This is a genomic window from Paenibacillus tyrphae (assembly GCF_024158745.1).
Classification (GTDB): domain Bacteria; phylum Bacillota; class Bacilli; order Paenibacillales; family NBRC-103111; genus Paenibacillus_G; species Paenibacillus_G tyrfis_A.
In genome coordinates, this window is record NZ_JAMZAW010000009.1 from 148267 (window position 1) to 173208 (window position 24942).

At 52.0% G+C, this 24942-nt stretch carries 25 protein-coding genes; 21 read left to right on the forward strand and 4 right to left on the reverse strand.

Features of this window, described 5'->3' with window-relative positions:
- Nucleotides 1-127 precede the first annotated feature (127 nt).
- From NI000_RS15200 to NI000_RS15280, 17 genes are all read left to right on the forward strand, one after another.
- On the forward strand, nucleotides 128-592 hold the full coding sequence (locus NI000_RS15200; protein WP_253411889.1) for a GNAT family N-acetyltransferase: 465 nt from the start codon (nucleotides 128-130) through the stop codon (nucleotides 590-592).
- Nucleotides 593-613: 21 nt separating this feature from the next.
- Nucleotides 614-1111, forward strand: a complete 498-nt coding sequence (locus tag NI000_RS15205; RefSeq protein WP_253411891.1) for a phage tail protein — start codon at nucleotides 614-616, stop codon at nucleotides 1109-1111.
- A gap of 409 nt (nucleotides 1112-1520) precedes the next feature.
- Nucleotides 1521-2477, forward strand: a complete 957-nt coding sequence (locus NI000_RS36760) for a hypothetical protein (RefSeq protein ID WP_301292503.1) — start codon at nucleotides 1521-1523, stop codon at nucleotides 2475-2477.
- Nucleotides 2478-2571: 94 nt separating this feature from the next.
- A complete protein-coding gene (gene vanY, locus NI000_RS15215; protein WP_253411893.1) occupies nucleotides 2572-3459 on the forward strand; it encodes a VanY-A/VanY-F/VanY-M family D-Ala-D-Ala carboxypeptidase in 888 nt (295 codons plus the stop codon).
- A gap of 93 nt (nucleotides 3460-3552) precedes the next feature.
- The gene (locus tag NI000_RS15220; RefSeq protein ID WP_253411895.1) at nucleotides 3553-4248 is read left to right on the forward strand and encodes a response regulator transcription factor; all 696 of its coding nucleotides are present in this window, start codon (nucleotides 3553-3555) and stop codon (nucleotides 4246-4248) included.
- Nucleotides 4241-5335, forward strand: coding sequence for a HAMP domain-containing sensor histidine kinase (locus NI000_RS15225; protein WP_253411897.1), 1095 nt, complete (start codon nucleotides 4241-4243; stop codon nucleotides 5333-5335). Before NI000_RS15220 ends, NI000_RS15225 begins: the two co-directional genes overlap by 8 nt.
- A gap of 211 nt (nucleotides 5336-5546) precedes the next feature.
- On the forward strand, nucleotides 5547-6413 hold the full coding sequence (locus tag NI000_RS15230) for a carbohydrate ABC transporter permease (RefSeq protein WP_253412131.1): 867 nt from the start codon (nucleotides 5547-5549) through the stop codon (nucleotides 6411-6413).
- A gap of 60 nt (nucleotides 6414-6473) precedes the next feature.
- Nucleotides 6474-7307, forward strand: coding sequence for a carbohydrate ABC transporter permease (locus NI000_RS15235; RefSeq protein ID WP_216797005.1), 834 nt, complete (start codon nucleotides 6474-6476; stop codon nucleotides 7305-7307).
- A gap of 31 nt (nucleotides 7308-7338) precedes the next feature.
- Entirely contained in the window at nucleotides 7339-8499 is a 1161-nt protein-coding gene (locus NI000_RS15240) for an efflux RND transporter periplasmic adaptor subunit (RefSeq protein WP_253411899.1), read from the forward strand.
- A 43-nt stretch (nucleotides 8500-8542) separates the two neighbouring features.
- Entirely contained in the window at nucleotides 8543-9874 is a 1332-nt protein-coding gene (locus NI000_RS15245) for an ABC transporter substrate-binding protein (RefSeq protein ID WP_253411901.1), read from the forward strand.
- 125 nt (nucleotides 9875-9999) lie between these two features.
- Nucleotides 10000-10674: a stalk domain-containing protein gene (locus tag NI000_RS15250; protein ID WP_253411903.1), complete on the forward strand. Its 675-nt coding sequence runs from the start codon at nucleotides 10000-10002 to the stop codon at nucleotides 10672-10674.
- A gap of 240 nt (nucleotides 10675-10914) precedes the next feature.
- Complete coding sequence (treC, locus tag NI000_RS15255; protein ID WP_309247900.1) at nucleotides 10915-12597, forward strand: alpha,alpha-phosphotrehalase; 1683 nt, start codon at nucleotides 10915-10917, stop codon at nucleotides 12595-12597.
- Entirely contained in the window at nucleotides 12597-13322 is a 726-nt protein-coding gene (gene treR, locus NI000_RS15260) for a trehalose operon repressor (protein ID WP_253412135.1), read from the forward strand. Before treC ends, treR begins: the two co-directional genes overlap by 1 nt.
- Before the next feature lie 5 nt (nucleotides 13323-13327).
- Nucleotides 13328-14209, forward strand: coding sequence for a carbohydrate ABC transporter permease (locus tag NI000_RS15265; protein WP_253411905.1), 882 nt, complete (start codon nucleotides 13328-13330; stop codon nucleotides 14207-14209).
- A complete protein-coding gene (locus NI000_RS15270; RefSeq protein WP_253411907.1) occupies nucleotides 14199-15017 on the forward strand; it encodes a carbohydrate ABC transporter permease in 819 nt (272 codons plus the stop codon). The genes NI000_RS15265 and NI000_RS15270 overlap by 11 nt, the downstream gene beginning before the upstream one ends.
- Before the next feature lie 51 nt (nucleotides 15018-15068).
- Entirely contained in the window at nucleotides 15069-16328 is a 1260-nt protein-coding gene (locus NI000_RS15275; RefSeq protein WP_253411909.1) for a sugar ABC transporter substrate-binding protein, read from the forward strand.
- A 307-nt stretch (nucleotides 16329-16635) separates the two neighbouring features.
- Nucleotides 16636-17304, forward strand: coding sequence for an MgtC/SapB family protein (locus NI000_RS15280; protein ID WP_253412137.1), 669 nt, complete (start codon nucleotides 16636-16638; stop codon nucleotides 17302-17304).
- Nucleotides 17305-17324: 20 nt separating this feature from the next.
- Here the strand turns inward: NI000_RS15280 and NI000_RS15285 are convergent, their stop codons facing one another.
- The 3 genes from NI000_RS15285 to NI000_RS15295 all read right to left on the reverse strand — a co-directional run bounded on the left by NI000_RS15285 (nucleotide 17325) and on the right by NI000_RS15295 (nucleotide 20846).
- A complete protein-coding gene (locus NI000_RS15285; RefSeq protein ID WP_253411910.1) occupies nucleotides 17325-17924 on the reverse strand; it encodes a short chain dehydrogenase in 600 nt (199 codons plus the stop codon).
- Nucleotides 17925-18053: 129 nt separating this feature from the next.
- Nucleotides 18054-20171 (reverse strand): cadherin-like beta sandwich domain-containing protein, encoded by a 2118-nt coding sequence (locus tag NI000_RS15290; RefSeq protein WP_253411912.1) that lies wholly within the window; start codon nucleotides 20169-20171, stop codon nucleotides 18054-18056.
- A gap of 99 nt (nucleotides 20172-20270) precedes the next feature.
- Nucleotides 20271-20846, reverse strand: a complete 576-nt coding sequence (locus tag NI000_RS15295) for a beta-class carbonic anhydrase (protein WP_253411914.1) — start codon at nucleotides 20844-20846, stop codon at nucleotides 20271-20273.
- Between the two features lie 216 nt (nucleotides 20847-21062).
- Here NI000_RS15295 and NI000_RS15300 point away from each other — a divergent pair, with 216 nt between their 5' ends.
- The 3 genes from NI000_RS15300 (at nucleotide 21063) to NI000_RS15310 (ending at nucleotide 23138) form a co-directional block, all read left to right on the forward strand.
- Nucleotides 21063-22010 carry a helix-turn-helix transcriptional regulator gene (locus NI000_RS15300; protein ID WP_253411916.1) on the forward strand — a complete coding sequence of 316 codons (948 nt, stop codon included), beginning with the start codon at nucleotides 21063-21065 and terminating at the stop codon, nucleotides 22008-22010.
- Between the two features lie 65 nt (nucleotides 22011-22075).
- Complete coding sequence (locus NI000_RS15305; RefSeq protein WP_253411918.1) at nucleotides 22076-22618, forward strand: DinB family protein; 543 nt, start codon at nucleotides 22076-22078, stop codon at nucleotides 22616-22618.
- A 28-nt stretch (nucleotides 22619-22646) separates the two neighbouring features.
- Nucleotides 22647-23138, forward strand: a complete 492-nt coding sequence (locus tag NI000_RS15310; RefSeq protein ID WP_253411920.1) for an EVE domain-containing protein — start codon at nucleotides 22647-22649, stop codon at nucleotides 23136-23138.
- A gap of 349 nt (nucleotides 23139-23487) precedes the next feature.
- Here NI000_RS15310 and NI000_RS15315 read toward each other — a convergent pair whose 3' ends face one another.
- Entirely contained in the window at nucleotides 23488-23679 is a 192-nt protein-coding gene (locus NI000_RS15315) for a hypothetical protein (RefSeq protein ID WP_253411921.1), read from the reverse strand.
- A gap of 179 nt (nucleotides 23680-23858) precedes the next feature.
- Between NI000_RS15315 and NI000_RS15320 the strand changes: the two genes are divergently transcribed.
- The gene (locus tag NI000_RS15320) at nucleotides 23859-24524 is read left to right on the forward strand and encodes a hypothetical protein (protein ID WP_253411923.1); all 666 of its coding nucleotides are present in this window, start codon (nucleotides 23859-23861) and stop codon (nucleotides 24522-24524) included.
- Nucleotides 24525-24942: the final 418 nt, after the last annotated feature.

A 24942-nucleotide genomic window follows, 5' to 3' on the forward strand; every position in this document is an offset into this window, starting at 1 on the left:
GGGGAAGAGCGGGAAATAGCGAGGCCCATGGTATGCGTTTCGCTGTACCTTACTTGGACTGCCGCGCATAAACTGTAAAACCGCGATTATTTTCGACACTTTGGCAAGGGAAGGACAGCTGATCCCCATGGTAACCATAGTTGATGCCAAGACGGAAGATCAGGCGTTTCTGTATGAACTGTACCGTAGTACGCGAATCGAAGAAGTATCCGCCTGGGGCTGGGAGGAAGGGGAACTCGACGCGTTTCTGCGCATGCAGTTCGACCTTCGGCAGCGATCTTATGCACTGCAATACCCTTTGGCCCAACATGGAATTCTTTTACACAACGGCGTAAAGGTAGGAGGGATCATCCTGCAGGAGTCGCCTCAAGACATTCGTTTGATCGATTTGTCCCTTGTGCCGGAATACAGGAATGGCGGGATCGGAACGGCTCTCTTGAAGGGGCTGCAGGATAAAGCCGCAGCACATAGGAAATCCATCAGGCTCCATGTCATCCGTTCCAATCCGGTCGTATCTTTATACGAGCGTCTGGGCTTTCGTGTGGCGGAGGGAGGCGAACTTTACGCAGCCATGGAGTGGAGCGGGAATTGATGAAAAATAGGGGGAATTCAAGTGGCAGAACCATTTCTGGGCGAAATCCGGTTGTTTGCATTTACCTTTGCACCGGAAGGATGGGCGTTTTGTGACGGTCAATTGCTGCCTATCAGTCAAAATCAAGCCTTATTTTCCCTGTTGGGAACAACGTACGGCGGGAATGGGAGCACCACCTTTGCCCTTCCCGACTTGCGAGGCAGAGTGGCGATCCATCGGTCGGCCGATTTCACGCAGGGCCAGACTGGAGGCGAGGTATCGCATACCCTGACGATTTCCGAATTGCCGAGCCATACGCATCAAGCGATAGGGAGCTCGGATGCCGCCAACAGCGTTCTTCCTGTCAATAGCACGTGGGCGCTCGCCGATAGTCTGACGTATAACCAATCCGGGAACTCGCAGTTGAGCCCGGCCGCCATCAGTTCTGTCGGCGGCAATCAGCCGCACAATAATATGCAGCCTTTTCTTGTGCTGAATTACTGCATTGCTTTGAGAGGGATATTCCCGCCCCGTCCTTGAATCTGGAATCTGTGTTAAATAGGCTCCTTTATAGTCAGTAGACCACTTCTTGTCTGCTTGTGGCGCATACACTGGTCAAATAGCGGGAGGAGGGATGGTCATGTCGGGATGTAAACGTAAATTCGTGGATCGAAAAAAGGGCGTGCATCGAAGAAAGGTCGTGCGTCGAGGGAGATTTCTGGGCAAAGCGAAGAAAAAAAGGCCGAAATGCAAAAGATTCAAATTCAAAGTGATCCGGCAGCGATGCTTCTTGGTACGACGGGGTTTGCGAGGACCGAGAGGCTTCAAAGGTGAGCAAGGGCTTCAAGGTCTACAAGGAGCGCAGGGACCACAGGGGCCGCAAGGAATACAAGGAGCACAAGGTGCGCAAGGAGTACAGGGAGCGCAAGGAGCGCAAGGAGTACAGGGAATGCAAGGTCCGGTTGGCCCGCAGGGAGCCGATGGTGCGCTTGGCATTTATGGGGATGGCTCAGCGGGCGAGCTCATTGTCGTTAGCGGACAGGTGCTGGATCTGAGCACCCCCGAAGGTCTTGCCGGATTGCCTGCCGGGCTGAACCTGCAATTCTCCAGAATCGAAATTGCAGGCTCGCTCATTGTTCCAAGCGGCATCGTGCTGCAATCCACGGGCGATATTACCATCACAGGGATCGTAAACGTCCTGACAGGCTCCGCAGACTCGGGCAACGGCTCCCCGAATCCCGGCGTATCGGTTGCAGAGGCAGGGCCGTATAACGGGGGAATCGGACTCCATACGCTCCAGGCTTCGCAGGTGATTCCGAAGGCTGCGGCCGGAGGTGCGGGAAGCCGGGTGCTGCTGGGCGGCGGTGGCGAGGGTGGCGGCGGTCTGGTCCTGCTCGCCAAGGGGCAGGTTCTTATCGCAGGCGGGGCTGTAGTGGCCGCAAACGGCAGTAACGGCACGAACCCTCAGATTGCCGGAAAAGGCATTGTCGGAAGCGGTGGAGGCGCAGGCGGGGTCATTGTCATCGCTGCCAAAGGCGGGTTGACTATTGCCGGGACGGTCACTGCAAACGGCGGCAACGGAGCGGACGGCTGGGATGGAAACGGCGGGGATGGCGAAGGAGGCGGCGGAGGCGGCAGCGGCGGGATTATCCACCTGATCTCGTCAAGCTCACCCAATATTACGGGAACACTGCAGCTCAATGGTGGTACGGGTGGAGTTAACGCGCCCGGAGTTACCGGTATCCTTACCGTTGGCGGAGGCGGAGGGGCTTGCGGCGGCAACGGCGGCAATGGCGGAGGAACCCCCGTTACCGGGCAGCCCGTGGTTGCGTCTCAACCGGGGCAGGCCGGTGAACTGCTGCAAACGATAACGCCCGAGCCTGAAAATCTATTTATTATCCTATGATATAAAATATTAAGAAAATCTTTATCTTTACCTTACTTCTTTTTAAACGTTATTCTTTATCCTTACAGAATGAAAGCGTAAGGAGGAAACGGAGATGAAGAAGTGGGTTTTTTTGCTTGTCATGCTTTTGCCGCTGGGGTGTGAAGCCATTCAACAGGGGCCGCAAGCCGCAAACGTAGAATACAGCAAGGCGGGCGACCAAGCCCGGGAGGCGGCTCCCCAAAAGAAGGCTCCAACGAAGACTCAAACAAAGGCTCAAACGATAAAAGTAACCAAAAGCCAGATTTACCAAGGGAATCTGCTGCTGGTTAACAAGCAGTATCCGGTGCACGAAGAGGGCGTTACGGCCGATGTGGTCAACCTGTTTCGGGATAAGGAGCTGTCCCAGGGATACGTGGTGCTCGATAAGACGATCCGGCTGTCGCAAGGCGTGGCGCAAAAATTTCAAACGATGGTCAATGCCGCCGCCAAAGAAGGGGTGAGCAGTTTTATGATCAGCAGCGGCTACCGGGACAACAAAGAACAAAGCCAGCTGTATAAAAGTATGGGCGCCGATTATGCGCTGCCTGCGGGCTACAGTGAGCATAACTTAGGCTTATCCCTTGATATCGGATCGACGCAAACGGAGATGAACCGCGCCCCGGAAGGAAAATGGCTGCAAAAAAACGCCTGGGCTTACGGATTTATTTTGCGCTATCCCAAGGACAAGACGGAGATCACGGGCATTAAATACGAGCCGTGGCATTTTCGTTATGTCGGCTTGCCGCATAGTGCGATCATGCAGGAGAAAAACTTTACATTGGAGCAATATTTGGATTACCTGAAGGAACAAGAGACGGTTTCGACGACGGTAGAGGGCAAATCCTATGAAGTCTCGTATTATCCCGTTTCCGGCAATGCGTCTATCCCGGTGCCGGCCGGTCGCCGCTATGAACTATCGGGAAACAATATAGACGGCGTCATTGTGACCCTGCTTCCTTGATCGGATGCAATTAGGATTTTCAAGATGCCGCGTCAATGGCCCCGGAAGTTCTGGTACAATGGAATCGTTAACTCTATGCAGAGGGTGAATGCCATGAAGCGTATCACGATTTTGATCGCGGACGACGAGACGGCGATTGCCGATTTGATCGGCCTGCATTTGGCCAAAGAAGGCTACCAAGTGATTAAAGCAGCGGATGGGCAGGAGGCCATTCAGGCCGTTCAGACGCATTCGATCAATCTGGCGATTTTGGATATTATGATGCCCAAAATGGACGGTTACGAAGTGACCCGGCAAATCCGGGAAACGAATCATATGCCGATCATTTTCCTGAGCGCGAAAACGTCCGACATGGATAAAATCGCAGGCTTGGTGAGGGGAGCGGACGATTATATGACCAAGCCGTTTAACCCGATGGAGCTGATCGCCCGCGTGAACGCCCAGCTGCGGCGTTCCAGACTGCTCAGCCAATCGTCGGCGGAGAACAAGCCCGTGCTGGAGACGGGAGGCTTGGCCATTTATCCCGATCAGCGCACGGTTACCTTATATGGCGAACCGGTCGAGCTGACGCCGAAAGAATTCGATATCCTGTATCTGCTGGCCAGCTATCCGAAGAAAGTGTTCAGTGCGGAAAATATTTTTCAGCAGGTGTGGGGCGAAGACTACTATGAAGGCGGCAATACGGTGATGGTTCATATCCGGAAACTGAGGAAAAAATTACAAGAGGATGAACGTAAACATAAGCTGATCAAAACGGTATGGGGGGTGGGATATACATTCAATGGCTAGCATGGTGCGCACCTTCCGGTCCAAAATGATCATGCTGCTCGGTTTAAGCATGCTGTTCGCGGGTACCATTACGTATTTGCTCTATAAACTCCTACAGTTTTATTACCGAACATTCGTGAAGTTTGAGGATCCGCTGGCTTACGTGCGCATGTTCATCAACATTGTCGGAGATATTAACTTCTTTTTGCTGTTCTTCATCCCGCTGGCGACGTTGTTTTTCTTTGTCCTCACCAAGCCCTACGCCACTTATTTCAATGAAATTTCCAAGGGCATTCATCATCTGGCCAATGGCGATTTTAAGCAGCGCGTGCATATTTCCTCCCGCGACGAGTTCGAGGACATTGCGACGGATATTAATCTGGCGGGCGAAAAGCTGCAGCAGGCCGTCGAAAGAGGGGACTTTGCGGAGAGCAGCAAGGATCAGCTGGTCCTGAACTTGGCCCATGATTTGCGCACGCCGCTGACTTCGGTGATCGGCTATTTGGATTTTATTCTGAAGGACGAGCAGTTGACCAAGGAGCAGGTCAGACAGTATGCGGATATTGCTTTTCAAAAATCGCAGCGTCTGGAGAAGCTTGTCGACGAGCTGTTCGAGATTACGAGAATGAACTACGGCATGCTTGCCTTCGAGAAACAAACCATCGATCTCAGCGAGCTGCTGGTTCAGTTGAACGAGGAGCTGTATCCCGCCTTTGAGAAGCATCAATTGACGGCCCGGCTGCAGGTGGCTCCCGGTTTGTCGGTATCGGGCGACGGAGATCTGCTGGCGCGCGTCTTCGAGAATCTGCTGACCAATGCCATCCGTTACGGAAAAGACGGCAGGTTTGTGGACTTGAACGCTTATTCCGAAGCGGGAGCGGTCGTGGTCCAAGTGATCAATTACGGAGTCCCGATTACCCCAGACGAGCTGCCGCACATCTTCGATATGTTTTATACCGGCGACAAGGCGCGCACGTATCAAGAGGGAAGCACGGGTCTTGGCCTATATATTACGAAGAACATTGTAATCCAGCACGATGGAACGGTAACCGCCCATAGCAGCACGAACCGCACCATCTTTGAAGTGCGTCTGCCGCAAACAAATTAAGAAAAATTTTAAGATTACCCTACTTCTTTTTAAACAGTATTTCCTATCCTAGTGAATGAAGGACAGGACAGCGCTGGGGATGAAGAAGCAGGGTTTTTTTGTTATCACGAACAGAAAGCAGGAATGATCCGATGAACAACAGGAAAGCTGTCATGTGGCTTGGCACTGACGGTCAAACGGGGGTGATTGCCGATTCATGCTGAAGCAAGGAATGAAACGATGGACCCGGAGCGATGCGGCGGCGGCCCTGCTGTTTCTCGCACCCAGCGTCGCAGGCTTCGCGCTCTTCTACCTTATTCCGTTCGTTGCGGGGGTGTACGACTCCTTCCTGGATCGCCCGGTCGGGGGCCAGTTTGTAGGACTGGCGAATTACAGCGAGCTGCTTGCGGGCGGTTCGTTTCGGAAAGCGGCGTCCAATACGTTCTATTTTACGGCGGTCAGCGTACCGCTCATCGTGGGGCTGTCTTTGGGGCTGGCGCTGCTGCTGAACCGTAAGATGTACATGCGCAATATGCTGAGAACGGCTTACGTGCTGCCGCTTGTCGTCCCCGTCGCCTCGGTTGTTCTCATCTGGCAGATGCTGTTCGACTGGAACGGTTCGCTGAACGCGTGGCTCGGTTATTTCGGGCTCGAACGTGTGGATTGGATGAAGACGGAGGCGGCCCGGCATGTGGTCATGGTCATTTATTTATGGAAAAACGTCGGCTACAACATGATTTTATTTCTGGCCGGGCTTCAGCAGATTCCGAACGATTATTACGAGACGGCCCGGATGGAAGGCGCCGGACGACTCCGGCAGTTCGGCAGCATTACGCTCGTCTATTTAACGCCGACGATGTTTTTCGTCGTCATCATGTCCATCACGGGCTCGTTTAAAATATTTCGGGAGACGTACTTGATCGCGGGCGATTATCCGCACGACAGCATCTATACGCTGCAGCACTATATGAACAATATGTTCATGACGCTCGAGCTGCAGAAATTGACTGCGGCGGCGACATTGATGGCGGGCTGCATTCTGCTTGTAGTTTTCGCGTTGTTTGCGCTGGAACGCCGTTTCCGGCAGTTTATGGAATAGCGGGAGGAGAGTCGGCTGCAAAGGTCAAGAGCTTGGCAAAAAGGAGCGTTAACGGCCGTCATGGCCGTGATCGCGGCGGTACTGCTAATGCCCATCGTGATTACTTTCACAAATTCGTTGATGACCGAATGGGAAATCGGCAGCAATTACGGACTGATCGGGAAAATGACCGACGCTGCCGCAGGGAACGCGAACCGGTTTGTGAATTTAAAGCTGCTGCCGAATCTGGCGTCGCTGGAGCAGTATGCGAGCGTGCTGGTCCTCGATTCAAGCTTTCTGAGGATGTTCTGGAATTCAGTCTTCCTGGTGGTGCCGATCATTGCGGGACAGACCGTCGTCGGTGCGCTGGCGGCCTATGCCTTCGCCAAGCTGCGTTTTCGGGGCCGGGATGCGCTGTTTCTCGTCTATGTCATGACGATGCTTATGCCGTTCCAAGTGACGCTGGTGCCCAACTATATGATGGCCGATAAGCTGGGGCTGCTGAACAGTCCGTCTGCGATCATATGGCCCGGCGTGTTCGCGGCATTCGGCGTATTCATGCTCAGGCAGTTCGCGCTGCATATTCCGTTTTCCTATATCGAGGCGGCCAAGATGGACGGGGCCGGGCATGTACGGATTTTCAGCGAGATCATTGTCCCGATGCTCAAGCCGGGGCTGGGGGCGCTCGTTGTTCTGCTGTTCGCGGATTATTGGAACATGGTGGAGCAGCCGCTTGTTTTTCTGGACGATTCGCTCAAGCAGCCGCTGTCGGTTTATTTATCGAAAGTGCACGAAGGCGAACGGGGGATTGCTTTCGCCGCGTCCATGCTTTATATGACGCCGATGGTGCTGCTGTTTTTGTATGCGGAAACTTACTTCATCGAAGGCATCGAGCTGTCCGGCATCAAGGGGTAGCTTGTACGGTTAGGAGGCGGGGGACGCGGAAATGGGACCGAACGAAGAGCCCGTAGAACGTAGTCGCAAAAGAAAGCTTCGCGCGGTGTTCGGCAGCTTTATCGCGCTGCTCGTGCTGTTCACCTTATTCGGCAATACGCTGCAGTCGTTGACCTTGCCGAAGGTCAGAACGGAGAAGCCGACGCGCGAGGGCTTTGTCTATACGCTTGAAGGAAGCGGGAACCTGAAGCCGATCGCGGAGGCCAAGCTAACGAATCCCGGCAGCTTGAAGGTCAAAGCGGTTCACGTGAAGGAAGGGGACCGGGTGGCGAAGGGGCAGGCGCTTGTCACCTATGACAGCTCGTCCACTGAGCGGGAACTGCAGGATGAAAAGGCGCATCTGGAAAAGCAACAAATCGAGCTGCAAAATACCCAGGACCGCTTCATCGTATCGGCACAGGAAGCGGACGAGATGAAGAAGCGGAGCGTTAGCCGCGATCTGGAGAAGCAAAAAATCGATCTGGGCATCCAGGAACGCAAAATCAAGCAATTGGAGGACCGTCTGGCCAGCCAAAAAGAAATTCCCGCCCCGTTCGACGGGATGGTTACGAAATTGAATGCCGTCGTGGGCTTGGCTTCCGCGGGAGAGCCAGATGTTGTGATCACGAACGAAAGCCGGGGCTACCGGTTCGAATTTATCGCCGATGCGCCGCTGTTGACCAATCTGGGGATTTCTCTGGAGGACAAGGTGCAGGTCGAAGTTCAGGCCATAGGGGATCAGCAGCCGACCATGCTGGAAGGTGCCATTCTGGAGTTGGCGGATGCCGAGCCGCGCATGGCGGGCTCGTCCGATAAAAAGGCCAATCAGACAGCTACGATCGCCCGGAAAGTGGTGCGCGTGAAGGTGGCGGCCTCCGAACTGAAAGGAGGTGAGCAGGCATGGGTCAAACTCACGAAGCGCTCGCAGCAAGAGGGGCTGTTGATTTCGAACGAGGCCATACATGAGGATCGCGCAGGCAAGTTCATCTATAAAGTGGAAGAACGGAAAGGCGCTTTGGGTGATGTGTTTATTGTGCGCAAGGTCCAAATTCGTGCCACGGAAACGAATGACAAAGTAACGAAGGTTCCGGAGGGCAGCGTGTACGAGGGCGATCTGATCATTCTGGAAAGCAGCGAGCCCTTGCAGGATGGCAATCGGGTGCGTTTGCAGTAGCCGCGCACGAATATAATCATTTGATGGAAGAGAGGAATCTACGATGAAAAAACGATTGGGGCTTGGATTCGCCTGCGTGATTCTTGCCACGACAACCGCATGCGGAAACGGCAATGAGACGACGGCAAGCAAGGAGCAGCCGAAATCGAAAGAGGGAAAGAAGGTCGTGACCTTATCTCTAAGAGAGCCGAACCCGTACTACGAGGCGGCTGCGAAGAAATTCAAGGAGAAGTATCCCGACATCGACGTGCAAATCCAGAGCTTCAAGCAACCGGGCGATGAGCGTGTCGATAACGAGAAATATATAAAAACGACGAACACGGCGCTGCTATCGGGAAAAGGCGCGGATATTATCGACGCGAGCGGCTTGCCCACCGACAAATATGTGAATCAAAAGCTTCTCCTGAACATGAGCGATATGCTGGACCAGGACAAAACGGTGAATAAAAGCAACCTGCAGATGAACGTTTTGGACTCGATGAAATTGAACGGCGGCTTGTATACGATTCCTGCCAGTTTCTTCTTGATGGCACTCGTAGGGGACGGGGACGTTCTGGAGAAGGCGAACGTCAAGGTCGACGACAAAAGCTGGAATTGGAAGCAATTCGAAGAGATAGGCCGAAAGCTGGTGCAGCAGACAGCGAGCGGCAAGGACCGCCGCAATTTCTTGGAGAGTAATCCGCCGGATTACATCCTGCAGGAAAGGGTGACGGACAGCTACGGACAATTGATCGACCGCGCGACCCGGAAAGCCAAATTCGACTCCCCGGCGTTCACGGACATGCTGCGGCAAGTTAAAAAGCTGTATGACGACAAAATCATGATGGCCCAAGCGACGGATAACGAAAAGCCGCTGTTCTACACCGAGCGGATCTTCTCGCCGGCCGATTTTATCAAGGGCCCCTATGCGAAATTCTCCAATCCGAAGCTGCTGCAAAAGCCGCACCCGGAAGGAAAAACCGGCGGAATCAAGATCGTTACCACCTCGGAGCTTGCGATACAAGCCAAATCCGAGGTCAAAGAGGAAGCATGGAAGTTTATGGCCTTCTTGCTATCCGAAGAAGTACAGTCGTCTCCCTACCAGGACAGATTTTCCCTCCTGAAATCGGTGAACGAGAAGAAGCTGGACGAGCTTCAGAAGCAAACGAAAGGCGGAGCGTATAAGCTTGAGGATGGAAAAACGGCGAAGGTGTCGGAGGAGGATTTTGCCCGATTCAAGCAGTTCCTTCATACGGCCGATCGTTATGCTGACGAGGATGTTAAAGTGTTTAACATTATCTATGAAGAGTCCGTAGCGTTCTTCAGCGGCCAGAAGTCCGCGGAGGAAGTCGCGAAGCTGATCCAGAACCGGACGACAACTTACTTGAACGAATAAGGAGTAAGCATGGCAGGAAGAGCCGACGTATGCCGCAACCGTAACGATTGCAGTCGCAGCAGCGGCAAAAAGCCGCTCCGCGTAATATAATGGATCAAGATGCGGAAAAGGAAGGACGGTATCTTTTGAGAAAATATATTATAGCTTCGATCGTCTGCGTATTCGTAGTGATTACCGTTGCGGCTTACGGGGCAAGCTCCTCTCTGGACTTTCTAACGTCTGAGAAATTCGTCATCAACGGGGTAGACAAAAGGTTGTCCGTGATCAACTATAACGGACACGTCTATGTCCCGCTGCGCTCCGTGACGGAACAGATGGCAGCGGACATTGATTACCGAGAGGACAAGCGGACAACGTATATTCAGCAACAAAGCGTCAAATTTGACGAACGGACCTTGGCGCCCGTTCCCTACGTTGCCTATGAGAAGAAAACCGACAGTGGAATCGTCTGGATGCAGGAGATTCCGCTGCTTGATGGCAACGCATGTTGGACGGATTGCTTCAAACCCTACACGAGGCCCAGCCCGGCATCAGAAATTATCAAGCAAGCCGAATACCCTCCGGTGGCCGTGAAGCCGGAATCGGATATTGTCATTACATACCCGAAGGGCATGGAGCCTTTGATGCTGGAGGTTACTATGGTGTCCGAATCGGACGCCGGCAAAAAAGAGGGTAAGGCGGTGCCCTTGGGCGGCAATCGGCTGCACTTACCCAAACAACCCGGGCGCTACCATATCTCAATATACTCCACTTGGGATCAAGGCCAAACGTTATATATTTTTGCAATCGATGTGAAATAGAAGAAGGGTATGCGGGCTTCCGGTCGCTGAAGGCGATCGGAGGCCTTTTTGTTTTTCGCGGCGCGCTCTTCAGAGTGTTCCGAACCTGTATATACAACTATGAAAAATCTTATTGACCGCCTTATTAACATGGAATATAATAGCCGTATCTTGTATATACAGGTTTGAATAATGGTTGAGATTGGTCCGGTTGGATCATAACGCCATAACACCACTACTTGCTATAAAAGGATGATTGTTGTGGAGCTGCGCCATAAGCTTGAAAGCGACTGGTGGAAGAAAAGCGTTGTGTATCAGATTTATCCGAAAAGCTTTATGGACGCCGACGGAGATGGAATCGGAGATCTTCAGGGAATCATTCAAAGGCTGGATTATTTGGCGGATTTGGGGGTAGATGTCTTATGGCTGACGCCGATTTATGAATCGCCGCAAAAAGATAACGGTTACGACATCAGCAACTACTACGCGATCGACGAAAGATACGGCAGCTTGGAGCAATTCGACCTCCTGATCCGGGAAGCGCGCCAACGAAATCTTAAGATCATCATGGATATCGTTGTCAATCATACGTCAACCGAGCATGAATGGTTTAAGCGCTCGCGGCAATCCGTCGATAACGAATATCGGGATTGCTATATTTGGAAAGAGCCCAAGGAAGGCCGGGAGCCAAACAACTGGGAGTCCAAATTCGGCGGCCCCGCATGGAAATATGACGGGAAGACGCAGCAATATTACTTGCATTTATACGATGAAACCCAAGCGGATCTCAATTGGGAGAATCCGGTGGTCAGAAAGAACGTATGCGATATCATGCATTTTTGGCTTGGGCGGGGCGTACAGGGCTTCAGGCTCGACGTCATTAACGTGATTTCCAAAGATCAGGACTTTCCCGATGATGAGATTGGAGACGGGAGAAGGTTTTATACCGACGGCCCCCGGGTTCACGAGTATATGCGGGAGTTGAATCGGGAAGTCTTTTCCAAGTACGATATGATGACCGTCGGCGAGATGTCGTCCACGACGATTGACCATTGTATTTGGTACACCCGTCCCGAGCGGCAGGAATTAAATATGGTATTTAACTTCCACCATCTCAAAGTGGATTATCCCGGGGGCAACAAGTGGGAGCTGGGCGAGTTTGACCTGCCGGGGCTAAAGAAAATTTTGTCCGAATGGCAGGTGGACATGCATCAAGGCGGGGGCTGGAACGCTCTGTTCTGGTGCAACCACGATCAGCCGAGAATTGTCAGCCGCTACGGCTGTGACGGTCTTTACCTTAAGGAATCCGCGAAAATGCTTGCGACCACCATCCACATGATGCAGGGAACGCCTTACATTTATCAGGGGGAAGAGATCGGAATGGCCGATCCCGGCTTCGATCACATTGACGATTACCGGGACGTCGAAACCTTGAACATGTACAGGATGATGAGGGAGCAGGGAAAAAGCGAGCAAGAGGCCATGGAAATTGTCCGCAGAAGATCGCGCGATAATTCGAGAACGCCGATGCAGTGGGATTCGAGCGCGAATGCAGGCTTTACGACCGGCCGTCCGTGGATTCGGGTCGCTCCGGGCAGCAGCCGGATCAACGTGGAGGCTTCGCTACGGGACCCCGATTCGGTATGGTTCCACTATAAGCAGCTGATTTCGTTAAGAAAGCAATTCGATATCATTACGTATGGCAGCTATGAGCCGATCCTGATGGATCATCCGGAAATTTTCGCTTATTTGAGAAAATACAACAATGAAACCTTGCTGGTGATCAGCAACTTTACGGACAAGCAGCCGGCCTTCGAGTGGACGGAAGCTTCGTGGAGCGGGCCATCATGGCGGATCTTGCTATCGAACTACAAGGATTCCAAGGCGCTACCCGGCAATATGCGGCTTAGGCCGTACGAGTCGATAATTTATTATGGTTGGTGATGAATTTGGAAAACAAGTACCTGTCCATTTACCACGATCTGGTCAATAAAATCGAAAACAACGACATCAAGGCCAACGACATGCTGCCTTCCGAAAACGAGCTTGTGTCGGCTTACGAGACCTCTAGAGAGACCGTGAGGAAAGCGCTTAATTTGCTGTCGCAGAACGGCTATATTCAGAAGATCAAAGGAAAAGGCTCCATCGTGCTGGAAACGAAGCGGTTTAATTTCCCGATTTCCGGTCTGGTCAGCTTTAAGGAGCTGGCGCAAAAAATGGGCCGGGAGCCCAAGACCATCGTCGAAGAGCTGACGGTGATCAAGCCGGATCTTTTTCTGACGACCCATCTGGATACCGATGAGGATGACGAGATCTGGAAGGTGATGCGGGTAAGGCAGATCGGCAGCGAGAGAATCATCTTGGATAAAGATTTTTTCAAGAAGAAATACGTCACCGATTTAACCATCAAAATATGCGAGGATTCCATCTATGAGTATATTGAGCATGGGCTGGGATTGAAAATCGGATACGCGAAAAAGGTCATTTCCGTACAAGAAGCTACCGAAGAAGACCGTAACTATTTGGATCTCGGCGCCTACAATATGGTCGTTGTGGTGGAGAATTACGTTTGTCTGAACGATACGACGTTATTCCAATATACGGAGTCCCGACACAGGCCGGATAAATTCAAGTTTGTCGACTTTGCGAGAAGAATACACAACACGTAAAAACGGTGAAGCGGGTGATTCGCACGATGCTGCAATCCTTGAAAAAGTACAGGCTGGAGCTTGTTTTTATTTTGCCTATGACCCTTTATATTTTCGGCTTTACGCTTCTGCCGATCTTCAAGACGATCATGCTGGGCTTTCAGGACAATCTAACGGGAGAATGGACGCTGAAGGTATATGAGTCCGTCTTTCAAAAGCCCGACTTTGTCCGGGCCATTGTCAATACGGTCGGGGTGACGATCATCGGTTTAACCATTCAAATGAGCATAGGCTTGTTAGTAGCCATGGTTCTCAAACAAACGTTCAAGGGCAAGGGGCTTATCCGGTCGCTTGTCCTGATGCCTATGGGCATTCCGACGCTCGTATCGGGAGTCACCTTGCTGTATGTGTTCGGGACGCAAGGCTATTTGAACGAGCTGCTCTACAGGCTTGGGCTCGTCACCGTGCCGGTCAATTGGACGAGCGGAAGCATCCGGAGCTTATTCGTCATCGCTTTTGCCGATACGTGGAAGGTGCTGCCTGTGGTGGTGCTTCTGCTGTTGGCAGGTTTGGAATCGATTTCGAAAGAGGTTTACGAAGCCGGCGGCATGGACGGCGCGACGAAATGGCAAATTTTCAGGCACGTCACGCTGCCGATCTTGAAACCGACCATTACGATGACGGTGCTGCTGCGGGCGATCGATCAATTCCGGATTTTCGAGCTCCCTCAAATTTTAGTTGGGAAAGCGGTTCCATTTCTTGCCACCTATGCCTACGAGGAGTACGCCTACAACAATTTAAGCGCGTCGGGAGCGGCTTCCACGATCCTGCTGATCCTCATCGTCTTGTTCGTCACGGTCTATCTGAAATATGTCGACAAAGGGGAGGGGTTCGGCCATGGCCGCTAAGGGATTGTCCAGAGTGGGGCTGTATCTCGTCGTCCTGTTGATCAGCCTTGTCATGGTTGCGCCCGTGTACATCCTGGTCAAAATATCGTTTAGCAACCCGCAGGAAGTGCTGACCCAGCACCCGACCTTTCTGATCCATGAAGTGACGTTCAAGCATTGGAAGCAGGTTTTTGAGTCCGGCAATTTATGGCCCCCGTTGCAGAAGAGCTTTACCGTCGCCACGTTGACCATGCTCGTTTCGCTTGCGATCGTCGTGCCTGCCTCTTATGCCATTTCCCGCCTGGGCAAGAAGGCGAAGTATGCTTATATGCTGTCGCTTTTTTTCACCAAAATGTTTCCGGTTGTCGGCATTGCGCTCCCCATATCGGTTATTTTCCTGAAATGGGATTTGCTTGATACGAGCTTGGGGCTTGTGCTGGCGCATTTGATCGGGCAGCTTCCGTTTATGGCTTGGATTCTCGTAGCCAATTTCGAGGCCATTCCGGTTGATCTGGAGGAAGCGGCCGCGATCGACGGGGCAACGCGGATGCAGACGCTAATCCAGGTCATCCTGCCTGTGTCCATGCAGGGGATTGCCGTTTCGGCCATGTACGTATGGCTGAACTCGTGGAACGAATTCACTTATGCGCTGTATTTGTCCCTGTCCACCAAGACCATGCCTCTGCAAATTTATTACTACGTCGAGCGGGGCGGTTTTTTCCAGCAGGCAGCTTATGCCACGATTCTGGCGATCCCGGTTATTATCATTACCTTTGTGCTTCAGAGATACTTGAAATCGGATTATCTGGGGGGCGCCGTCAAAGGCTGACGCTTTCCTTGGATAACATAAAAGCCAATACCATCTGGGGGGAATTTCAACATGAATCGGTCTGTGAAAAAGCTATTGACGGTAGGTTTGGTTTCAACGATGACGGCTGGTGTGATTGCAGGGTGTGCTGACAAAGAAGGCAAGGAGAAGGGCGCGGCCGCACCGGCCGAAGCGAAAACGCTGCGGGTGACCATGGCGTTAAGCGAAGAAGAATGGGCTGTCATGCGCAGCGATGTTCTCCCCAAGTTTGAAAAAGCCAATAACGCGAAGGTGGAAGCGATTCAGGTCGAAGCGAAGGACGTCGTGAAGAAGCTGGAGGCGATGAAGCTGGCCGGAAAGGCCGAGATCGACCTCATCGCGCAGGATGTCAACAATACGGCGGCTCTCGTGTCGAAGGGCTTGGTCGAAGACCTGAGCTCTTATAAAGCCCGAATTCCGCAGGAAGCGATCGGAAAGCTGGTGGAAGCGGGGGAATTCGAAGGCAAGACGTATTTCATGCCGTACCGGCCGAATGTGGAAATTAACTATTACAACGAAAATAAATTCAAGCAGTACGGATTGCAGCCTCCGAAAACCTGGGATGAGCTGCTGAACGTGGCCAAGACGCTGAAGGAAAAGGAAGGCATAGGCCGGCTGGCCTTGAAAATCAAGCTTTCGGGCGATGTCATCGAGATCGTCGAATTTATCCGGCAAGCCGGCGGCGATCCGCTGGTATTGAATGATGAGGGAACGATCAAGGCCTTTACGTTCCTGCAGCAGCTCTGGCCTTATTTATCCGAAGATACGCTAAAAGCAAGCTTCAGCGCGACGAACGGATTTTTGGCGAAGGAATCGGTGTATTATGCCCCGAACTGGCCGTTTGGCGTGAATGTGATTGTGAAGGACGGCGGGAAGAAGGAAATTAAAGCGTATTCCGGCTACAGCGGGCCGAAAGGCGCCGTAAAAACATTGGGCGGAGAAGTCATCGGCATTCCGGCAGGCTCTCCGAACAAGGAATTGGCCGTGAAGTTCATGGAATATCTGATGTCCAAAGAGGTTCAGGAACTGCTCATTTCCAAGCTTGGCTGGCCATCGTTCCGAAGCGACGTCTACGGGGTGGTGGAAGATTGGCAAAAACCGTATTTCGATGCGGCTCAAGAAGGCTTGAAAGTAGCCCAGCCTCTATCCAACGTTCCTTATTGGGCTGAAGTGAACAAAGCGATCAACGGAGCACTCAGCGAAGTCGTGATGGACAAGAAAGATGTGAAAGAAACGTTGAACAAATACGCGGCCTTGATTCAAAAAGCCAAAGCGGACTACGAGAAAAAATAACCGTCAGGGGGGATTCCCCCTTCAGAGTGTTGAGAAAGTGAGCTTTTACAAAAATAGAGAAGCATACGGAGGTGGGGTATCTACTGGAGGAGCGATAGCGTTCGCCTTTGTCTGCGGGAAATATCCGCTACTAGCGGCTTCAATCAAAGTTTCCCGCTGACAACAGCGACCGGAAGTAGATACCCCACCCCCTCGTAACCTCTATTACCTCAATTGCCCACTTTCTCAACAAGCTCTAGGGGGGAGATGCCCCCTTATTTTTGAATGTAGTGGTAAGGGGGCGGAATGATTGGACGTTTATGACTCCATGGTTAAGATGGCGATCGCGCTGCTGCTCGGTTTATTGATCGGCTTGGATCGTCAGCTCAAGCATAAGCCGCTTGGGATGAAGACAAGTATGGTCATTTCCGTAGCGAGCTGTTTGATCACCCTTGTTTCGATCAATTCTGTACAACAATATTCGGTCCCCGGACATACGAATATGGATCCGATGCGCTTGGCCGCCCAAATCGTCAGCGGAGTCGGCTTTATTGGCGCCGGGGTTATACTTAGACGCAGCAACGACGTGATATCGGGTCTCACGACCGCTGCGATGGTGTGGGCCGCATCCGCACTTGGCATTGCGACGGGAGCCGGCTACTACCTCGAAGCGGGGTGTGCGGCAATCCTCATCATTACAGCCATTAATTTTGTTCCTGCGCTGTTCAAGCTGTTAGGTCCGAGCAAGCTGAGCGAGCGTGATCTGTCGATCAACATCGTTGTTCAGGAAAATGACGAAATGACCAAGCTGATCGACGAAATCGAACAAAATTCAATGAAGGTCAAGCATATCAAGATCAAGGATTTAAGCGACGGCAAACGTCAAATGCAGATTGTCGTATCCGCTTCGTCCAAGATGCGCACGACAACGGTCTATTATACGTTAAAAAAGATGCGGCACATATTTGCCGTGGAGGTAGAAACCATTACCGCATAGCATAGCTAAAGCGTCCCGCCTTAATAAACTTCGTAGCACTGGCCGGTTTGTTTGCCTTCGATGCTTTTCTGATACGCGGCGGCCGCTTTGCTGGCGGGAACAGGTACGAACCCGGCGAAATAACCGGCATAATCGTTCCACGATTCTTCCAGCACATTTGGACTGACGGTGTTAATCCGGATGCCTCGCGGCATTTCGATCGCAGCCGACTTGACGAACGCCCGGATGGCGCCGTTGGCCATCGCGGAAGAGGTTCCTTGCGCGATAGGATCGTCCATTAAAATGCCTGACACCAGCGTAAAGCTGCCGCCGTCATGGACATAATCCAATCCGAGCAGAACGATATTGATCTGCCCTTTGAGCTTGCCGTCGATGGCAACCTGATTATCCTCCGGGGTCATATCGGTCAGTGGAAGAAATTTGGCGCTTCCCGCCGTGACAACGACCGCATCGACTTTTCCTACCGCTTCGTACATCGCTGCGACGCTCTCCGTTGATGTCATATCTACGGCCACATCGCCACCGCTCCGTGCCGCTTTGATAATCTCGTGGTTATCCTTCAATCGGTCGACGACAGCTCTGCCAAGCGTTCCCGTAGCGCCAACAACTAATATTCTCATCGATTAACCGCCTTTCCAGTCACATTAATACAGATTTTACCATGCACTTGTATCCGGTTCAATTGCGCCTCGGATGATCGAAAAAGCAGCCGTCCCCCGATGCCGGGAAACGGCTGCTTTCCATGGTTTCTACGGCGAAACGAATTTCGCCCCAACCTGTCTCAATACAATCGCCACATCTTCACGGGTAAATTGACCGTCTCCGTTCAAGTCATTATGCCCGTACGGCGAGTTCAGATAAGCGAGAACTTCACGGATGCCAATCCCGTCATGGTCGGTATCGAAATCGGCCAGTCTACGCAGCATTTGTTGCATGGCGTCTCCGTAGACTACCTTGAGGCTTACGGCCGCGTTCGTCTCCCCACTAAGGCTGCTTACCGCGCCGGCTTGGATACGGAATTCCAGATCATCCCCCGGCTGCAGCGGGCCGCTCGTGGTGAAGCCTGCTTCAGCGGCTCCCGGCGTGTAGACGACATCGGTTACCGACAGCGCCGTGTTACGACTGATATTGTTGATGCTGAAGTAAGACGCATCCGCAACGGACCGCAGCGGCTCGGAGAAGGTCAGCCGCACGTTCATTCCGTCCATGACCAGCTTCGTCAGCACCGGCGTTCCGGCTTGTGTCACGCGAATGGTGTACAGCCGGGTCGTCCCGTCCTGCGCGGTGACCAGCACTTCGATGACATTTGATACGCCGGAGATCAAGGGCAGCGCCGGGCTGTCCATGCCGCTCTGAACGGGAACGTAGCTGCCGCCGTTGACTCGGACTTGAATCTTGGCGGCCGGGTTGCTATCCGGCAAGACGGGCTTCACCGTGAGCGATGGGACGGACCGGCTTACCGTCATGTAATAATCGGTCACCTGGCTGGAGAAGTCAAGGTGTCCGGGCGAGACGGTTAAGCCGGACAAGCTGGCGTCGCTATTCTTTAATCTCGTTACGGTGAGCGTATATATTTTTTCCACGGACGGGTCCTCGGCCAATACCTTGATCTCCAGCGTATTGCTGCCCACGGTCAGAGGCAGGGTAGCCGGAGAGCCGCTAGCCGCCGGAATGTAGCTTCCTCCGTTGGCGCGAACGTAGACGGAGGCGTTCACATCGGATAACGCGGGCGTTACCGCCAAGCTGGACGTAGAGTACGGGACGTCCGCCATCGTATAGGCCAGCCTTTCGTACACGAACGGTTCGTTCAGGCTTCCCGGAGTCACGTCCAGCCCGCTTAGCCACGCGTTGTTGCTTTGCCGCTTCACGGTCATCGTATAGAGAGTCGTTGCCGTTCCGTCTTCCGCGGTCACTTTGACTTGGATGCGGTTGCCCCCGACGTTCAGGGCTAACGGCTGGCTGGGCAAGCCGCTGCTAACCGTTGTGAAGCCTCCGTCGTTTACTTGAAGCTGCACAGTCGCCGCCGAATCGGCCGCCGTCGGCGTGACCGTCATTTCCTGGGTCGCATAGCCGACATCCGCCAGAACATATCCCATAAGCTGCGGCTCAAAAGGGGGATTTAATGTGGTCCCGGAGACGGTTAAAGCACTCAACTTCGCATTCGTGCTAGGCGCCGCCCGCATGACCGTAATCGTATACGTTTTATTGACTGTTTTATCGTTCGATGTAGCCTGGACCGTGATCGTATTGCTTCCGACGTTCAAAGGAATGGGGCCGAATGCGGCTCCGTCGGATGCCGCCGTTCCGTTGATCAGGAAGGTGGCGGCGGGGTCGTCCAACACCCCGGTGAGCGACACGTTGCTCGTCGCGTAAGGAACGCTTGTCGAGTAACTCGTCGTTGAAGGCTGGAAAGCCGGGCTTAACGCCGCCCCGCTTATACGCAAATCGCTCAAATCCGCATCGTTTGTTGCCGGAAAGTACACATGGATCGTGTACGTGTTGATTGTTGAAGAATCGGCCGAGGTAACCTTGATTTGAAACTTGTTGTCTCCCCGGTTCGTCGCGATATAGCCGGTCGACGTATTTTCGGGCAGGTTGATCCAGGCGCTTCCGTTCATCGAGTACGCCATCTTCGCCCCGGAATTCGCAGGGATGGCGGATGTGTAGAAGCCTTGTTCGGAGCTGCGCATCCTCACCCAATATTCCGTTACGGTCGGTGAAAATGCGGGCGAGAGGGCCCCTGCGCCCTGATGAATGCTCGTCAGATCGGCATTGGCATCATTGCCTGCCGCACGCGCATGCCAAGGAAAAACAATAATAACGATCATGGCCGTCATCATGGCCACTAAAAGCTTCGATATTCGCACAAAACGTCCTCCTTCATGATGATAACCACCATTAAAAAAAGATGGCGTTCTTGCTGCCGCGTTTTCTAAATGTCTAGGAAAGCAGGGGGTTTCAATGTTTTAACCGGGACAGCCTTCCCTGTAATCCTCGACAATGACCTCGACCGCCCCGGTTTCGGGGTCCATCACGAAGCCGTGAACAGGGATCGCTTGGGGGAACAGCGGATGTCTGCGGATCATTTTGACGCTGTGCATGACGCCTTCCTCCGCACAGCTAAAGCCGCGCAAAAACTTTTCCATGCGAATGCCCGAGTTTTCAAGCGTCTCGATCACTAACGGATCGATGCCGTGCTCCGCGAATTTATTCACCATACGTGCCGGATCAATCTCCGTCATGCCGCAGCCGTGGTGGCCGATCACGATAACCTCGCGCGCACCCAGCTCGTAGACGGCGACCAGAAGGCTGCGCATGGCGCTGCCGAACGGCTGGGTTAGAATCGCGCCCGCATTTTTGATGAACTTCGCATCTCCGTTTTTGAAGCCCAGCGCCTTCGGAAGCAGCTCGCTAAGCCGCGTATCCATGCAGGTCAGCACGGCGACTTCTTTATCGGGAAATTTGTCCGTTAAGTAATCTTCATACCGTTTCTCGGCAACGAATTTCTTGTTGAATTCCAGTAGACTTGGGACAATGGACATCGTGTGAGGCCTCCTTGCTTCACGCTAGATTCTTATGTTAAGTCTAGCATCAAATGCAGGAGGATGAATAGTAAAAATCTATTTAACATCGGTGCGGAGGACTAGGGGGCTCAAAAGCTTTATGCTTTTCATTGCGTTATTGTAATAAGATGATGATAACAAATCAGGCTTCGGCAAAAGGACGCAAGTCGATCGTGCAGGAGAGGGTGGGCAGAGATGAACAAAACAGATCGTTTGTTAGCCATCGTCATCGAATTGCAGCGTAAAGGGGTGCTGCGCGCGGAGGATTTGGCGGCCCGCTTTGAGACGAGTACGCGAACCATCTACCGGGACATTCAAGCGCTTAGCGAGGCGGGAGTTCCGGTTGTCGGCGCTCCGGGGCAGGGTTATTCCTTGATGGAGGGGTATTTTCTCCCTCCGGTGAGCTTTACGGTAGAAGAAGCGGTGGCGCTGCTGATTGGAACGGACTTTATCGAACAAAAGTTCGACATAGGATATGGCGCGAAGGCACAGAGCGCCCGGGGCAAAATCGAAGCGGTCTTGCCGGAGAGCGTCCGCAGCGAGGCGTCCCGGGTCCGCGCGACCATGCGGCTGCTGGCTGCGGGAGACGCGCCGATCGGCGGGCGGGAGAAGCAGTACTTGGAAGCGCTGCGGCAAGCGATATTGGAGCAGAGGAAGGTTCGGTTCCATTATTCCAAAAACAGGCCGGAAATCGATGGGAACCGCCACAGCGACCGCACAGTCGCCCCTTACGGTCTAATCCTTGTTCGCGGCTCCTGGATCTTGATTGCGCATTGCGAGTTGCGGAAGGAGCTTCGCCATTTCCGGCTGTCCCGAATGAGCGGCCTGACCGTTCTGGAGGACCCGTTCTCGTTTCCCCCGGATTTTCAATTGCAGGATTACTTGCCTGCGGATGACCGGAACGTGCGGGTGCGTATTCTGGCAAGTACGGATATCGTGGATCGAGTAAAAGAAACGTGCAGCTTTTACCTAGAAGCCTTCGAGGATCGGGAGGAAGGCTTGGTCATCACGTTTCGCGTCCGGCAGCCCGAGGAACTGCTGCATTGGGTGCTCGGCTGGGGTGCGAATGCCGTGGTGCTGGAGCCGGAGGCGCTGAAGGTCCGGGTCCGGGAAGAAGCCGAAAAAATGCTAAAGCGCTACTGACATACTGTTGTCAGTAGCGCTTTTGTATAGTAAGAGCAGATGATGAAAAGGAGCTGGGATAAGCAATGAACACAACGGAAATTTTGCGGAGTTTTGAGGACATTACGGAACATTACATTCAGGAGCTGGAAGGCTTCAGTATGGAACAGTTGAAGCGGCAGCCGGGAGAGAACGAATGGTCGCTCGGACAAATGTACCAGCATTTGATCAATGCCGCATTGTACATGCAGCTTGCCAATGCGGAGCGCTGTCTGGCGCCAGGCGGGGATGACGCCGCATCCGCAGGCGAAAAGACGGAGGTGGGGGAGACCGTATTCGGGCAAGGAAGCCTGCCGCCGGTGCGCATCCAGGTCCCGCCTTCACCGCAATATACGCCTCAGCAGCCCGAAAGCAAAGAGCAGCTTGTCGAAGGACTAAAATCCGTCGTGCGCCGAATGAATGAGATTGCATCAAAGCTGGAGAATGCGCCGCTGCACCATACCGTCGCCCATCCCCGGTTTGGGGGACTGACCGCGGAAGAATGGTTCAGGCTCGTCGAAATGCATTACCGCCACCATCTTCTGCAGAAGGACCGTTTGAAGCAAGCTCTCTTGCTAGCGTTTAATTGAGGCGAGAATGAACAGGAGGGATCACCAGATGCCGGACCAATCGGTACCCGGGCAAGAGCGCTACTGGATCGGCGTCGTTTCCGCTTCCCATGTAAGCCGGGGCGTACAGGGCGGGTTTGCCCAGCTGTGCCACGGCAAGTCCGCGCCGCTCCGGAGGATGCGCCTCGGAGACTGGCTCATTTATTATTCTCCGCGTACAGACATGAAGGGAGGGGAGCCGCTGCAAGCCTTTACCGCCATCGGCCGGGTGGCGGACGACCGGGTTTACGAGTACCGGATGTCCGATTCCTTCGTACCGCTCCGCCGGGATATCCGCTATTTTACTTGCAGCGAAGTGAAAATCGCCCCGCTGCTGGATCAGCTCAGCTTTACGCGCGGCAACCGGCATTGGGGGTATAAGCTCCGCTCGGGTCATTTCGAGATCGCGCGGGAAGATTTTCTGACGATTGCCGAAGCGATGCTGGACGAGGCGGGAACTCTCCATTTGAAGCAGGCTTGCGGGAGCGGCTCGGGCGCGTAAGATCGCGGAAGACGGATATGCTGAACTTGCCAAAGCGACGAGCTTTGGACGGTTCGGCTTTTCTTTTTTTTTAGGGAGACTGTACCTTGCCCGGAACGGCGCAATCTTTGAAAAGCTTTACGGCATAAAGGATGACGCGGTATACAGAGCATCAACAGGTGCAGGGTTCACCGCTCGAAGATTGGCAAAGCTTGGCTATAGCGACGAGCAAGTTAAGAAACTGTTACGGAGCGATTGTTTTTTTATAGAGTAAATAAAATGGGAAACCAATCCCAAAAACCACTTAGTCAGGTATTACCGATTATTGAAGTGGTGTTTTTTTAGCCCTTCTGTTCAATTTATTGATCAACTATTTTCGTCCCCACAGTGCCATTGCAATAATTTCTATTAAACCCACTACGATAAAAACTATTGATCCTACCATAAGAGATGTTTGAAGATCTACGTTCAAAATGCTAGGCAAAATTGTGAATAAAATAATAAAATTCAAAATATTCCAGGGTAGTCTTTTTTTTAAAAAATTAAGTAGTACTTGTTTCATTGTAAAATTTCTCCCTTTCAAGTTTGTTTAAATTTTACCATATTCTCGAATTTCTTGCGCTATGCTAACTAAAATAAATTTTATATATTTAGGTTTTAATTGAAAATATATCCTTATATTGATAATATTAATTTATTGAAAAATATTCATATATTTCAAAATAATAGTAGGTTTTCGGGGTGAAGAAAATTATTGTCGCTTCGTCTTTATCTTTGGCTTTATTGGGAAGTCAGGTCGGCTCTGCTTTTGCTGCTCCTCCAGAAGTTACTGTTCAAGCTGATCAGGCAATTTCACAACTTTCACAGGCTTTTATCGATAAGGTTAATCCGTATGTAAAAATTGATTCTGCTAAACAGTTTTATTTGACCAAAGAAGCAGATAAAATCTTAAGCAAAGCAGACATCCAGACAGCCAAAGAAGTAATCGAAAAAACGAATGCTTTTGTGAGAGAACATGCACAGGAGTTGTCTGTTTCCAGCAACGGTACATTAGTACCGACACAATTCGAACGTGCCGCTATCAATTTAGGTGATAATTTTTCTTTTGATATTGCTTGGTGGGGAACTCAGATTCACTTCTCTCATGAATTTGTTCAAAAATTTAAGGACAATGTTCTTTTATATACTGCATCTGTTGCAGGAACAATTGCTGCTATGCAAGCAACTATGCTTTTCTTTTCGGTGACTCCTCCTGCTTGGTTTGCTTCTGCGGTGACCGCCGTTGCAGCAGCAGGAGCATGGATGCTTATAAACACAGACAAAGGAGCAGGCACTTACGTAGACTTTTATGGGTGGTATGGCACTATTGGTATAACAGTCCCAGTTCCTATTTTCCACTCTTATTAACTCTGGGCAGCGATTTTGAATTCGTGGAACAATGCAAAAAAACGGCTCTTGTTCGCATCCTTGCGGCAAGGGCCGATCTTTATTTTTCTCCAGATTTTTCAGAAGTCTGGGTGGTTTTATTATAACTAAAAAGGTAAAGGCGTGATATTTTTGTCTAAGCAAAAAGTTATCATTAACGCTGCAGCGGAGGGGGGCTATCGTTCACTGTTTTATGGATGATCATACATTATTCCACGAATAAAGACGTTTCAATTGGAGCTGGTCTTGTAGGCGGTGTCTCTTGGTTCTTGGGGGCTTTAAATTATTTCATCGTTTAAAAAGTATGGCTAAAATACATGAATATCATCAGAAATACTTACTTTTTTTCAAAGCCAACTGTGTACCGACTCACCACATTTTTCCATAACCAAGCTATGCG

Excerpts from the sequence above, each read along its gene's own strand:
- NI000_RS15200 (WP_253411889.1), top strand. The coding sequence starts at position 128 with ATGGTAACCATAGTTGATGCCAAGACGGAAGATCAGGCGTTTCTGTAT.
- NI000_RS36760 (WP_301292503.1), top strand. The coding sequence starts at position 1,521 with ATGCAAGGTCCGGTTGGCCCGCAGGGAGCCGATGGTGCGCTTGGCATT.
- vanY (WP_253411893.1), top strand. The coding sequence starts at position 2,572 with ATGAAGAAGTGGGTTTTTTTGCTTGTCATGCTTTTGCCGCTGGGGTGT.
- NI000_RS15220 (WP_253411895.1), top strand. The coding sequence starts at position 3,553 with ATGAAGCGTATCACGATTTTGATCGCGGACGACGAGACGGCGATTGCC.
- NI000_RS15225 (WP_253411897.1), top strand. The coding sequence starts at position 4,241 with ATGGCTAGCATGGTGCGCACCTTCCGGTCCAAAATGATCATGCTGCTC.
- NI000_RS15230 (WP_253412131.1), top strand. The coding sequence starts at position 5,547 with ATGAAACGATGGACCCGGAGCGATGCGGCGGCGGCCCTGCTGTTTCTC.
- NI000_RS15235 (WP_216797005.1), top strand. The coding sequence starts at position 6,474 with ATGGCCGTGATCGCGGCGGTACTGCTAATGCCCATCGTGATTACTTTC.
- NI000_RS15240 (WP_253411899.1), top strand. The coding sequence starts at position 7,339 with ATGGGACCGAACGAAGAGCCCGTAGAACGTAGTCGCAAAAGAAAGCTT.
- NI000_RS15245 (WP_253411901.1), top strand. The coding sequence starts at position 8,543 with ATGAAAAAACGATTGGGGCTTGGATTCGCCTGCGTGATTCTTGCCACG.
- treR (WP_253412135.1), top strand. The coding sequence starts at position 12,597 with ATGAATTTGGAAAACAAGTACCTGTCCATTTACCACGATCTGGTCAAT.
- NI000_RS15270 (WP_253411907.1), top strand. The coding sequence starts at position 14,199 with ATGGCCGCTAAGGGATTGTCCAGAGTGGGGCTGTATCTCGTCGTCCTG.
- NI000_RS15275 (WP_253411909.1), top strand. The coding sequence starts at position 15,069 with ATGAATCGGTCTGTGAAAAAGCTATTGACGGTAGGTTTGGTTTCAACG.
- NI000_RS15280 (WP_253412137.1), top strand. The coding sequence starts at position 16,636 with ATGGTTAAGATGGCGATCGCGCTGCTGCTCGGTTTATTGATCGGCTTG.
- NI000_RS15285 (WP_253411910.1), bottom strand. The coding sequence starts at position 17,924 with ATGAGAATATTAGTTGTTGGCGCTACGGGAACGCTTGGCAGAGCTGTC.
- NI000_RS15295 (WP_253411914.1), bottom strand. The coding sequence starts at position 20,846 with ATGTCCATTGTCCCAAGTCTACTGGAATTCAACAAGAAATTCGTTGCC.
- NI000_RS15300 (WP_253411916.1), top strand. The coding sequence starts at position 21,063 with ATGAACAAAACAGATCGTTTGTTAGCCATCGTCATCGAATTGCAGCGT.
- NI000_RS15305 (WP_253411918.1), top strand. The coding sequence starts at position 22,076 with ATGAACACAACGGAAATTTTGCGGAGTTTTGAGGACATTACGGAACAT.
- NI000_RS15310 (WP_253411920.1), top strand. The coding sequence starts at position 22,647 with ATGCCGGACCAATCGGTACCCGGGCAAGAGCGCTACTGGATCGGCGTC.
- NI000_RS15315 (WP_253411921.1), bottom strand. The coding sequence starts at position 23,679 with ATGAAACAAGTACTACTTAATTTTTTAAAAAAAAGACTACCCTGGAAT.